Consider the following 12,376-nt stretch of genomic DNA (forward strand, 5'->3'; position numbering starts at 1 on the left):
CAGCAGCCGTTAGCTCCTCACCTGGAGCATACCAGAACGGAGGCTCGCCGGCGAGGAAAAACTGTAGACCATACGCTGCAAACCGACCCAGTCCGGTCATCTCCCAGTCCGGAGCTGCTTGGAGTGCGTCCGTATCCTCCGCGGTCTGTACGCGGACGAGGGATCGGTTCGGATCGCACCACGCGAGCGTGGCGCTGGGGGCGATTTCCCGGACTCGGGCTCGATGTTCGTGCTCTACAGTAGCCCGGGCGAACGCCAACAGCGGCGAGACTTCGTCATGAAGGGCGTACTTCGAATCGGATCTGGAGAGTAGTGCTCGGTTCTTGAGCGGCGATAACGCGCTGTGGACACCTTGTCGAGTGATTCCGAGCCGGTCTGCGATATCAGCGATGTAACGTGGTCTATCGAGATACCAACACACGCGGAGTGTGGCTGGGGAGAGCAGTTCCGTCCAGTCTACGTGGCTGAACTCCACCTGCAGCGTTCGATACGCTTCGGTAACTGGATGTTCCGCGATGCGGACACGACGCTGATTGCTGGACCCACGGGTTTCTGTGAGCAATCCCGCTGAGAGTAATTCGTCGAGTACGTCGTACAGATGTTCTCGTGAATATCCGGTTTCAGCTGCCAGTTCCTCCGGAGGTGCTTTACGACCGGTACTCAGCGCGTCAAGCACGGCGAGTCCGGCCTTCGAAATCATCTGTGTCTTTCTAAACCTTGAATGTGTAAATACGATTTGGGATTTTACTTGACGACAGCTTCGTCCCGGACCAGTTCTGCGAGCGCGTCCTCGAGCGACCCGTGGAACTGCCAGCTCGCTCGCTCGAAGGCCTCGTCGGTCGGGCCGTCCCAGCGGGGGAACGCGGAGTGACCGCTCACTTTGACTGTCCACTCGGTCGGCTCGTCGAACGGGTTCTCCGTCGGGAGTTCCACGACGTAGAGGTATTCCTCGTCGCCGTGGATGCCATCGGCCGGATTCTCGACGCCGTGGCCCAGCAGGAACAGCGGCTGGTCCAGGTGCTCCATATTGGACGGCTCGAGGAGATCCGCTGGCTGAGCCGCGTCGATCGTTCGCTCTGGGTCGCCATCCAGATAGAGGTCGACCGTCGAGAGCTTGTCGAGGAACACGAAGGTCGCCGCCGTGTAGCCCGGTCCCCGCTCTGCGCGGGTCGCATCGAGCAGCTCTTTCAGCTGTGCGAGATCCCGGAGGACGCTCCCGGGGTACCCGTCCGAATGCCGGTACACCTGCGCGACGCGGTCGGCGCTGCCATCTGTCTCATCGGTCTGTTCGACTCGTTGGACGAATCGGAGTTGGCTCCGTGTCGACATCGGTACTCGCCGGCGCGTGTGCGCCGGCACCCATCGCCGGCGCTGAAACAACACCACACAGTCGTAGCGGGAGTGCAATCCGCTACGCGAGATGTGACACCTCGTCTGGTTCCTCCATGTCGTCGAATTCACCACGCTCGACCGGCTCCCAATCCTCCCCAGGCGCTGGACTCCACCAGTCGATCTCATAGGCACCCGGTGCACCGAGGATTTTTGCCCGTGCCGAACCGTCAGGCAGGTCGCGACGGAGCTTCTCGTCGACGTGAAGGTTCCACGTCGAGTCGGTGTCGAAGCACGCGAGCACAGCCTCCTCGTAGCCACGGTCTTCTCGGGATTCTCGGAGGATGACCTGCGTGTTACAGTTCTTGCAGAACACTCCCTCGAAGGGAATGTGGGTGAACACTTCCTGCCCGCAGACCGGGCACCAGAGGAACTCGAACAGTGCCTCGCTGTGTCGGTCGAGTACTTCGAGACTCATTGTTGGACCGACCCGGCTCGACCGGGTCACTCTCTCCGCCCCGGCCGAAAAACACCCTGCATGTGTACGTTCTCAGCGTTCAGGGCCGTAGACGATGCGCGAGGGGGCTTCGTACCCACAGTCCGGACAGTCGTACCACCGCTGTACCTTCGCTCCATCAGCTGTCTTCTCACCGACGAGGATGTCGTCGTTTGGACACTCCGGACAGCTCAGTTCGGGCGCTGGCCGCTCCCGAAGCGCATCCCGGAACGTTGTCGCCTCCTTCGTCTCGAAGCCCCGCGACCAGATCGGGTAGCCGTCGACGAGGATCGCCCCGCGCCACTTGTACCGGTATGAATCCGGACCCCGGTGTAGAACAGCTCGCGCTCCAGTCTCGGTGTTTCGATACGCGAGTGTTGGTGTACGACCCTCCCGGGACCAGTTTGTGATTCTGGGCATTGTCAGTCAGAAGTGGACGTCTGCGGGGACAATCCAGAGTGTCTGGCTGTCTTCCTCTTCCTCGAGGACTCGGTCGAGCTGATTGCGGTGGCGAATCCCCATCGCGTGCTGGTCGTACATCGGGATCGAGGGCCCTTCATACGCGCCGACCTGGTGGAACGCGTGGCGGGCGAGATCCTCGTCGCGCATGATCGCCTCGTCGCTGAGCTCGTCGAGCGCCTCCTTCGCGCGGTTGAGATTCCGCTGGAACTCTTCTTTTGTGGCGTTCCAGGCTCGATCGAGCAGTTCCCCGCCCTCCTCTGAGTTGATGGGGGCTGCCGTCGGCAGGTCACCCCAGCGAGCCTTCCCGGCGACCGTCGTATCATCTTCGTCGAACGTGATGTAGTAGTCGAACACGGCGCAGCCGTGGGGATTCGCGCCGACGAGACGGTCGAAGACTGCTTTCCCTTCGACCAGGGCGTCGTGCTGTGTCGGTGCCTCGACCAACGCGTAGATGACCATATGCATCTTTGTTCACCTCGGAGCGCCGACTCACCGGGCACTGCTCAGCTTTGTCTGCTCGGTGCGCCGGCACCCATCGCCGGCGCTCGAAAAACTCGCTTCGAGAGACCGGGTTCAGGAGTCGCGTGTCCGCTCGACAGTGATCGTCAGATTGCCCGACTCGTAGTCGGCCTCGAAATCGACGCTGAACGCGTCGGAGTCGTAGGCGGCGTGGTAGGCACGGTGCAGTTCGAGCGACCCGGTCGCCTTGAAGTGGAAGAACGCAGCCGAGGTGTAGGGTTTGCTCTGGGTTTCGACCTGCGTCTCGACAGAGGCCGGGAGCGCGATTTGTGGTGTGTCCGTGTCGATACTCGCAGCGAACGCTTTCGCTTCCTCGACAGTCGCCTGCGAATGTACGGGCGTCTCACCGGTTAGCACGTTCACCGGTGTCTCGGTATCGTCCGTGAACAGGACATCGTGGAAGGTGCGGGTCCCGAGGACTGCGTCGGGACCTAACTCGCAATCGTGGAATGGGTCGTCGTCTGGTTTCTCGGACATCCAATCACGAGCCCACGGTGGGGCTCAGTCCTTTCTGCCCCAGAAAAACCACCATCTGCTTCGACGCAGATCGGCCTACGAGCGGCTAAGTGTCGCGTCCGGAGACGGTACTTCACCGCTCGGGATGCGCAACTCCCGGCGCTTCCCGACCCACTCGCCGAGTTTCTGCTTGAGGTACTGGCGAGCCGTCGACTGGGTAAACACACCCTTGTCGACCATATCCCCGACGACGTCCTTCAGCGCCCGGAACTGCCCTTTCAGATGGCCGTCGCCGACCGGCTCGCCGTCGTGCCACCGAACGGTTGCGAGCGCCCCGTTCCCGACCGTCTCGCCGTGGTCGACCGTCTCTGAATCGTACTGGAGGCCGAACCACAGTGTCCGGTAGGCGGTCACCTCGAAGGTCGGGGACACCACGTAGAACGCCTCGTGGTGGAGGTAGTCGAGATGGTCAGCGATGATCTCGTCGAGGGTGAGCCCGGTGGCGCGGGGCTTCGGCTCGACGACCGTCGATGGGCGGTCTTCGCCGGTGAGGTAGCCGTCGACGGCATCTGCCTCGAGGCCATCGGCCAGTTCAGCCAGCAGCTGTTTCGCCCACTTGGAGTCGGTGTCATCGCCACCGAACGGCGTTTCAGCCGTAATGCGGTGCTTGAGCTTCAGGTTCGCAGCACCCCAATGAGAGTAGTGGAGCGTGTACTGTCCGTCTGTCCGTTCGTACGCAACAAGTGCGCGGTGACCCATCTGAACAATCACCTCGCAGGGCGCCCCACGACTGGATCGCCCCGCACCCCTCCCGGGGGATGAACAACGCTACTCGTCGATCGGTTCGGGGGAACTGAGGTCCGTGTGGAGGACTTCGCCGTCGCGAACGACGTACCGCTTCGCCAGCACTGGGAAGCGACACTTCGTGAACCCCGCTGTCTGGATGTCGAGTTCCTCGTCAGCTTCGAGGTGGTCGGCAAGTTCTCGCAAGAATTCGTGGGTCACGATGCCGCCTTCGTAGTCAGGGAGGCCATTCTCGCGCGCCTCGTACACTTCAAAGTCGTCGTAGCCCCAGATCGTGAGTTCGCCTTCGTCGGTGACCTTCCAGTCGAGCGTCCCGAAGCAGTAGCTCTCACAGAGCTCGCGGACTGCCTGTGGATCCGATACGATCGCGCCGGTTGATGTCGTCGCAGCTTGTAGTGTCGCCATGTCTGGACTCACGGGGAAGTCCCGCACCCCTCTTGGGGGGCGATAAACCGACACTGGAAGTGCCCCCTGGCGTCGACGGCGATGACGATCAGTCGTCTGTTGGGGTGGCTGGTCCGCTCCCGTCTTCTGGTCCCGTGAGTAGGCTCACTTCTTCCAGGAGGTCTCTTGCAGTCTCGACTCGCTCTCGATCCGCGTCGTCCAACTGGTCAACGTCGAGCCGGCTGAGATTGCTGAGCACACAATGCATCCGGTAGCCCTGTTCGACTTGCTGATTCATCGGTAGCGCCTCACCACTCGCCGGCGCAGAAAGACTCCTTACGAGACTGTTGTCGGCGCATCAGCGTCGCCACCCGTGCTCGTCGCACCGCGTTGCCGCCAGGAGGTCACTCTCCCACCCGTCGTCCAGCATCGTGTCCGGGATGTGGGATGCCTCGCCGGTCGGCCGTAGTTTTGCAAAGTCAGAATATCGGCCGTACATCGGTTGGTGCATAACTTCTGTCGGTATCGCATTTCAACGTCCGGACGCCTTCGCTCACATCTCACTCTTGATTATGCGAGACAGTACAAACATATATGAGAGTGAGGCGCGAACGCTGTCCCAAGAGGTGCCAACCATGACCGAATCCTCGCGAGATGGGGTCCAATCGTGGACTGAGTCGATGAGCGCCCGCGACCGCATTCGGGCGGTCGCCGAGTCACTTCGCGAACCCCGCTCAGTTAATTGGATCAGCGAGCAGGCCGACGCCGCCTGGAGCACGACCAACGAGGAACTTCAGGATCTCGTCGACCAGGGCCAGTTGCGTCGCGTCGAGGCCGGCGAGACCACGCGCTACCAGCCGGACTACACGCGCCTGCTCTTCGAGGAGATCCGCACGCTCATTGAGGAAAACACCCGCGAGGAGTTGCGGAGTGAATTGGCCGCGATCACCGAGGAGATCGAGGAGTGGCAGGCGACCTACGACGTCGAGACGTGGGAAGAACTCGAACAGTCGCTCGCCGACGGCGACCTCGCAAGTGCGGAGCTCCGGGACCGCCGCGACGTCATCGCGTTCTGGCGTGAGAACGAGGAGGATCGCCGCCTCATCAAGCACGCACTGGAACTCTACTCTGACGTTGAAGCCGCCCGCGAGCAGATGACCGACGTGGCTGACCGCGCCACGAGCTAATCCTCCTCTCTCACAGAATGATCTTTCTTGCCGGTCGCGACCGCTATACACAGCGGACCCTCCTCCGCGACGTTCACGACCGATTGACGAACCAGTCGGGGTGTGAAGAAGTCCGCTATCGCCCGTCCCGACGCCGACCCCGGTACGTCATCGCGGATGTCGAGCCGACTACCTTCCTGAGTGACTCGTACGACGCGGCGACAGCACGACTGGAGATTCGTTTCTGGTACCCCGCCGGCGTCGACCACGAATACTACCGCATCAACTGGGTCGAACCGGACCGAAATCTGATGCTCGGCTTCCACCAGGATGCCGACCATCCGGACCTTGGGCCCTGTCATATCCAACTCAATCTCGAAGACACGCCGGTTGATCGGCACGAGGCGACGTTTCTCGATGCGCATCCACTCGCCGTTCTCGATGACCGACTACAGCAGTTGCCGGCGGCGTTAGATGCGATTCACTGGAAGAATGGAGCGCCCTCGCTCCCTACCTGGCCCATCTAGACAGCGAGTTCATCGAGCGTCTGGTGATGCGTCCGTGCCGTGGTCGGCGTGACGTTCCGGACTGGTCGATGTCACGGTGCGTTACCCACTACCCCTGTTCCCGCCGCGATTTGTGGAGGCAAGCCGCTGCGAACTCTGCCTGATGAACGCCCGCGGTGACTGCCGTCGGACTTGAGGGTACTCACCGTATTAACCAACAGAAGCCATCTCTATCGGCGACTGTTGGTTAATCGGCGAGATTCCTCCTGCCCTATTCGGGAGCAGGCCCGTAGCGACCTGTGCCACACACCTGGCACTCCCAGATTGGTTGGCCCGTCCAGGTCTCGTCAGAGAGCGACTCGCGTGTCCTGAACCGATGTTCTGTTTCTCTCGTACAGTGCTGGCACTCGAGGCCTGTCACGGTCGGAATTTCGGCTCCGGCACTGGTGGATTCCGTTTCGTGGGGTACTGTTTCAATTTTGTCGAGTGGAGTCTTTCTCCCCAATGAGCAACGCAACGAGCGGATCGAGTGAGTAGCGCAGTAGGGCGGGGAGGAAACGACAACCCGCTTATTAAGTAACTTTAGTACAACATTGAAGATAGTGTCGGACAACGACTATCACCGTCGAACCGCCATCACACGGCTGGCTGTCTCCCCCACCGACGAGTCACTCCTCCGAGAGACCATTGAGGCGTGGAAACGGGGATGCCAAGTTGCCGTAGACAAGGCGTGGGAGCGGTGTCACTCAAAGTCCGACGTACAACAACTCGCCTACGACGACGTGCGCGAGAACACGCATCTCGGCAGCCAGCACGCCATTCTCGCGTGTCACCAAGCCGCCGAGAACATCAAATCCTGCATCTCCCGTCGCCAAGACGGGAAGAAAGCCAGCAAGCCCACGTACACCAGTCCGACCGTCACCTACGACAGTCGGACGATGACCATCTTCCCCGAGAAAGAGCAGGTTTCCCTTACTATCCACGGCGACCACGCTCGGGTTCGAGCAGACCTCGTGCTTCCCGACGACGAGGACGGCTATCAACACCAGTATCTCGACCGCGACGAGTGGGAACCGACCGAATCCACGCTACACTATCGAGACGGGGAGTGGTACTTGCACCTTGGCTTTCGCAAACCGAAGCCTGACGACGAGGAAGCGACCGAGAACGGAACGGTTCTCGGCGTTGACCTCGGCGTGACCGAGATCGCGGTCACCAGCACGGCCCGCTTCTTTTCTGCTGGTGAGCTCAACCACAAGCGACGAGAGTTCGAGCGGGTGCGTGGGGACCTCCAAGAATGTGGCACGCGGAGCGCCCACCGCACGCTGGAGACCGTGAGCGGACGCGAAGACGAGTACGTGAAACACGTCCTCCACAGCGTTGCGAACGGCATCGTCGAGGAAGCTCTCCGCTACGCCTGTGACGGGATCGTGTTCGAGGAGTTAGCTGGTATCCGTGAGCGACTGCCCGACGCAGCGTGGCACTCCGAGTGGGCGTTTAACCGCTTGTTCGAGTACGTCGAGTACAAGGCCGAAGCCGAAGGGCTGTTCGTGGACACGACGAATCCGAAGAATACCAGCAAGCGGTGCGCTGAGTGTGGGTTCATCCACGATGACAATCGCCCGTCACGCGATACGTTCGAGTGCCAGCAGTGCGGAACTCGGAATCACGCCGACTACAACGCTGCCAAGAACGTGGCAGACGTGTATCTCCGACGCGAGCAACAGTCCTCGCGTGGGAGGGGCATCAGTCAATATGCCCTAAAGTCCGGGACGGTGACGCCGAATCGGGGATACACCCCGTACTCTCACGAGTCAGAGGTAGAGTCCACGGACAAGCCCCATCTTCAACGAGCGAACCCGTCAGGGTCAGCGAAGTAGGGTGGGGTAGTTGACCAGCGATTGCTGGGACGATCCACAGCTGGTCGCCGTCGTCGAGCATGTGCTTGAGCTCATCACGAATTGGCACGCCTGGTCACGAATCGACTCAGAGAGTTCGAGGGCACTCGCCAACCGACGCACCTCGCCCAGCCCGTGTGCGAGATTCCGTTCCGCCTTCGACCGCCAGCGCCCACGGGTCTGTTCGCGCCGCATCCGGGCCAGCCGCCGGCGTTTCCGCCCTGAGAGTTCGTTTCCGTGTACATCAGTTCCGCGGCCGATTTCCGTCGAGAGGCCTCGATCGTGGCGGGCCGCAGTCAGCGGTGCGCCTGTTCGCTCGCGCTCGTCTGCATCGTATGCTCGCCACTCCGGCCCGTGATCGATACGTTGCTCTTCGATGACGAGGCCACAGTCCTCACAGACCGTTTCCTTGACGTTCGTAGTGACGTGTCCGTGGCACTCGGGACACTGGTTTGCGCTTGACTCCGTTTGGACGTCTTCGTCGAAGCCGGTTTCGTAGATGTCTCTCGTTGCCATTGTTCTCACCGTATTCAGGAACTCGCCAGTACAGCGAACCCCTCACCCATTGGGGGAAAATAGACGCTATCGAGTACGGAACTCGTTTCAGCTGGATTAGCGCTCAGATGATGGTGCTTGAGTCCTCCTATTATGGCTTAAGAATTCCCGAAAACAACACTCGAGTATATCCTGAGCGGTTGAATCCGTTATATACGTTGTACCAGCAAAACAGGACGGAGGACCGAGCGGTGTACACGACGGCCGACGGGCAGTTCGTCGACTTGCTTCCCCCCATATTGCAAACATTCGGTACGGTTAGGGGTAAGCGGTAGAAGATTGAGCCGCTATGCCCCACTGACTACGTCTTCAGGTGCTGCTCACGGATTTCTTTGATTCGGGCTTTATCCATTCCATCGTGCTGTTCGAGGATATCTAGTTTCTTTTTGGTTGTCTGGTGGAGCTGGTTCTGTGAGTTCTCCTTCAACATCCCTTCAATGCGAGTTAACACAAGTTCTTCCTGGCCAGCAAGATCGGTGAATGCAGCAAGTTGACCTACGATATTCTGTTTCTGTTGCCATCTGCGATTGCCGTCGGTCAGTTTGTCGCTCAATCGTTGGATAAACTCTTCGTGCGCGTTTGCGGCGAGATCATCAGTCACTGATTGGAGAACTTCGACCAAGTCGTCAGTCGGAACCTGTTGATTCTGGTCACTCACTTCGTCTTCTAGAATGGTGAGCACGTTCTGACCCACCTTGCGACGGTGATTAGAGGTGAGATCTGATTTGACTTCATTCCAAACACGCGAGAACGCTTGCTTGTCCTTGTTGTTGCCACCCGCAAGGTCGGTTAGCCGACTGAGGAACCGTTCTTGGTCACTGTCCTCAAGTTCGGTGAACACCTCGGCAACAGCAGTCAGGTAGATCTGTTTACTGTTCGTGTCGTTTGTCCTCTTTGCCTTGTTCAGGCACGTACTGACCACCTCATCCTGAACACTCTTGAATCGCTTCGGTGCGGTGGAAAACATCTCTGCACCGAGCTGTGCTTTGGAGTCCTCGTTGTTCTCCAAGATCTCGATCAACTTCGGCGATGTCACTTCTTCGTCGAATACCTCAGGTATCAGCGATAGGACCGTGTTGGTGAGCAGCCTCGAATTGGTGTTCTGTTCCGGGAACGGGTCGAGTGTCGCCGTCACTGCGTCTTCTGAATCAAGCAGGGGTACATCGTACTGCTGCGCCCATTTGAGGTACTGCTGACCAGTCCCGCCCCAGTTCTGAATCTGCTTCAAACACTCCTGACGGAATCGGTTCTGGTCACTCGATGAGAGAGTGTCATATTGATAGAAGAGCGTCTCAACCAGATTCTTTTCGTTATTACTCGGGGCATTCACCATCCCGTGGAATTCGTTGTAGAGATGACTCGCAGTCTGACGTGGTAGGTCAGATTCGATATTGAGAAGGATATTCGAGATACTGTCGTTGATGTGATTGATATTGTTATCTTCAACTTCGTTCCGGAGTTCAAGCAATTTTTCGACGAACGTACCTCGGGCCTCAGCGGATGCATCCGCGTCGAACTTCTGGTAGTAGTCCTCGTTCTCAAACTGACGTTCGTTGTTACCCAACTCAATCAACTTGATGGCCTCCTTCAGCAGCTTCGTGGTGGCGAACTTTTGACGTGCGGCTGCCGAATTGTGAATTTTGTCGAGCGCCGTTTTGAACGTGTCTTCCTGCTGATTCTCACGTAGTTGGATGAGATTCTCGGTCAGGGGTCGTTTCGCAGAGCTCGGAATTCCTTCAGCGTGTTTGACGAACGCATCGAGGATATTCTCCTGAAGCGTTTCTGAATCAGCGACCAGTTCACCATAAGCCCCAAAGAGCACACGCGAGTCGCGTGGTTGCATTTTGAGTATCATCGGGAACGAGATATTGGGATCTAAATCCTCCAAGAAGTCCCGCCTGTCGACGGAAACCAGGTACTCACTTACTATTCGGGCTACCTGAGTCTGGGCGTCATCATCCAGAGCATCGAATACCTCCATCAACCCCTCGATGATGTTGAAGAGTTCTGAATCGAGATGACTCCACTCGTCAAGCGTATCGTTGATTGCCTCACGGTACGGACCGAAGTCACCACCGTCCTCAAATAGGGTATCCAGTTCGTCGCGAATCTTATCGACCTGCCGAGCACGTAAATCTTCGACGAAGCGGTCGCCGTCTTTGAGTGTGAGCGTGTACGGGGGCTCGCTCAGATAGATGAACCGCCGTGGGTTATCATCGGTGATGTACCGTGTGGAAGACAGGAATTCTCGAAGCCCCTCCACAGACTTCCCGTTCCCGTCCTCTGACGGTTCGAAGTGTGATGCTAGTTCTTCCTCTCGTTCCGGGTCCATCACACGACCGGCAAAGTAGTCATTGAATTCCTCAAGGAGACGCGGATTTGCCTGTAGAGACCGATAAAACTCTGGGAAGTCTTCCTGCAGTATTGATATCTTCGCCAAGAATGGAAGGTTGCCGGTAATCACTCCTTCACGCATTCGCTGAGTGTCCTCTATTTCCTCGGCCAACATTCGTAGCGTCGTCAGACGGTTGAGAGCCTGTTTGATACGTCGAGGATTCCGGACGTATGCTTTCGTGACGACTGAGAGAACCTCCTCACCATAATCGTTCTTGAGTTGGTCGTTCAATTCAGCAGCATAATCAGAGATGGCGTTGCTCGTGAACGGCGGAATACGGACGTGGGCTTGGAAGAGTTTCCGTAGGAACTCCCGCTCATTTTCGTTCTCTTCGAAGTACTCACCTCTGTCGATAGACTGGATATGGCTGAGAAGCGCCTCGTCGTCGCAGGGAATGATATATAAACAACGGTCGTTGCCCATGAATGTTTTGAGGGATACCAACACATCGTAGACAGTATCACTCTCACACCGGTCCAGATTGTCTACAGAGATGATGACCCGGTCGTAATCCGTCTTTTCGACCAACTCATCAAGCATTTCATCGAATAGTTGTTCGTACGCACCGGACCAATCGTTGCGTGGATATCGTTGGCGGAGGGTCGAAGTCGCGTCCTCGACCTGCTTAGCCATGAAGATGAAGAGACTAAGGAATAGAGGTAGGACAGCTAGTTGGAGAATACTGTTTACGGTACCCATTAGACCTTGTCCCGGGGTAAAAATCCCAAGAGCGTTCAGGATATTAATGAGAACCCCTGCTATCAGAATTAGCGAGGTTATCGCAACGATGACTGTGACGAATTTTGAATGTGTGAGGAGCTGTTGAGCATATTCACGAAGAGAAGGGTTGTCGCTATCTTGATCTTCCGTAATGTCATAGAGTTCTTCGGTGATGTAGTCCTCTCCAAGGATACCGTAATCGTCGTCAACCCTCGTGTTCGTCTTCGCTCCAAGTTCGTGGTCGATGCCGAGAAGTAAATCTGTTCGAATCGACTCTTCGGCGTGGGTCCACGCATCGAATTCTACACAAACCGTTTCCCCAAACTCGGGATTGTTGCTCAGCCGATCGAACAGGAGGTTGATTATCGAGCTCTTTCCTGTCCCCCACTTGCCAAAGACACCGATGTTCCATCGTGGCTCTGCGTTCTCCAGTATCTGCTCAAGGGCGTCGACGTACTCCCGATGCTCGAATCGATCTTGATCTGTAGACTCTATCGGCTCGTCAGAGAGAAAGACACGTCCATCCTCACCGGTCATGAGTACAAATCTGCCAGCACACGGATAAAAGATAACCTTCTGCTGAAAATGGAATCTAAAAATCCGATTACTGCATCTTCCAGTTTACCCCCTATATCGTATCTCGTGCTTTGAGGCCGCTTTCCAGCTGCCGTTGACCGGGATGGAAG

The 12,376-nt window shown here is 57.9% G+C and carries 13 protein-coding genes and 1 pseudogene; 3 read left to right on the plus strand and 11 right to left on the minus strand.

Annotation, left to right across the window (positions count from 1 at the left end; genetic code table 11):
* The 9 genes from EGH24_RS15525 to EGH24_RS13490 form a co-directional block, all read right to left on the minus strand.
* Positions 1 to 700 (minus strand): MarR family transcriptional regulator (locus EGH24_RS15525; protein WP_142980655.1); only part of this gene is annotated, 700 nt, incomplete at its 3' end.
* Positions 701 to 744: 44 nt separating this feature from the next.
* On the minus strand, positions 745 to 1,329 hold the full coding sequence (locus tag EGH24_RS13455) for a hypothetical protein (protein WP_142980656.1): 585 nt from the start codon (positions 1,327 to 1,329) through the stop codon (positions 745 to 747).
* 82 nt (positions 1,330 to 1,411) lie between these two features.
* Positions 1,412 to 1,807: a DUF7567 family protein gene (locus tag EGH24_RS13460; protein ID WP_142980657.1), complete on the minus strand. Its 396-nt coding sequence runs from the start codon at positions 1,805 to 1,807 to the stop codon at positions 1,412 to 1,414.
* A gap of 72 nt (positions 1,808 to 1,879) precedes the next feature.
* Positions 1,880 to 2,245, minus strand: coding sequence for a DUF7568 family protein (locus EGH24_RS13465; RefSeq protein ID WP_142980658.1), 366 nt, complete (start codon positions 2,243 to 2,245; stop codon positions 1,880 to 1,882).
* A 6-nt stretch (positions 2,246 to 2,251) separates the two neighbouring features.
* Positions 2,252 to 2,752, minus strand: a complete 501-nt coding sequence (locus EGH24_RS13470) for a hypothetical protein (RefSeq protein ID WP_142980659.1) — start codon at positions 2,750 to 2,752, stop codon at positions 2,252 to 2,254.
* Between the two features lie 108 nt (positions 2,753 to 2,860).
* A complete protein-coding gene (locus tag EGH24_RS13475) occupies positions 2,861 to 3,283 on the minus strand; it encodes a hypothetical protein (protein WP_142980660.1) in 423 nt (140 codons plus the stop codon).
* 75 nt (positions 3,284 to 3,358) lie between these two features.
* Positions 3,359 to 4,021, minus strand: a complete 663-nt coding sequence (locus tag EGH24_RS13480) for a DUF6735 family protein (RefSeq protein WP_142980661.1) — start codon at positions 4,019 to 4,021, stop codon at positions 3,359 to 3,361.
* A gap of 69 nt (positions 4,022 to 4,090) precedes the next feature.
* A complete protein-coding gene (locus EGH24_RS13485) occupies positions 4,091 to 4,471 on the minus strand; it encodes a hypothetical protein (RefSeq protein ID WP_142980662.1) in 381 nt (126 codons plus the stop codon).
* Between the two features lie 88 nt (positions 4,472 to 4,559).
* Positions 4,560 to 4,748, minus strand: a complete 189-nt coding sequence (locus tag EGH24_RS13490; RefSeq protein WP_142980663.1) for a hypothetical protein — start codon at positions 4,746 to 4,748, stop codon at positions 4,560 to 4,562.
* Between the two features lie 337 nt (positions 4,749 to 5,085).
* Between EGH24_RS13490 and EGH24_RS13495 the strand changes: the two genes are divergently transcribed.
* From EGH24_RS13495 to EGH24_RS13515, 3 genes are all read left to right on the plus strand, one after another.
* Positions 5,086 to 5,637 (plus strand): DUF7342 family protein, encoded by a 552-nt coding sequence (locus EGH24_RS13495; RefSeq protein WP_142980664.1) that lies wholly within the window; start codon positions 5,086 to 5,088, stop codon positions 5,635 to 5,637.
* Positions 5,638 to 5,654: 17 nt separating this feature from the next.
* Positions 5,655 to 6,143 (plus strand): hypothetical protein, encoded by a 489-nt coding sequence (locus EGH24_RS13500; protein WP_142980665.1) that lies wholly within the window; start codon positions 5,655 to 5,657, stop codon positions 6,141 to 6,143.
* 581 nt (positions 6,144 to 6,724) lie between these two features.
* Positions 6,725 to 8,002 carry an RNA-guided endonuclease InsQ/TnpB family protein gene (locus EGH24_RS13515; RefSeq protein WP_142980666.1) on the plus strand — a complete coding sequence of 426 codons (1,278 nt, stop codon included), beginning with the start codon at positions 6,725 to 6,727 and terminating at the stop codon, positions 8,000 to 8,002.
* Positions 8,003 to 8,068: 66 nt separating this feature from the next.
* Here EGH24_RS13515 and EGH24_RS13520 read toward each other — a convergent pair.
* Positions 8,069 to 8,586: pseudogene (locus tag EGH24_RS13520) on the minus strand (transcription initiation factor IIB); the annotation flags it as partial.
* A 290-nt stretch (positions 8,587 to 8,876) separates the two neighbouring features.
* Complete coding sequence (locus tag EGH24_RS13525) at positions 8,877 to 12,227, minus strand: KAP family P-loop NTPase fold protein (RefSeq protein WP_142980667.1); 3,351 nt, start codon at positions 12,225 to 12,227, stop codon at positions 8,877 to 8,879.
* Positions 12,228 to 12,376 lie beyond the last annotated feature (149 nt).

The organism is Halonotius terrestris, from assembly GCF_006861665.1.
Classification (GTDB): domain Archaea; phylum Halobacteriota; class Halobacteria; order Halobacteriales; family Haloferacaceae; genus Halonotius; species Halonotius terrestris.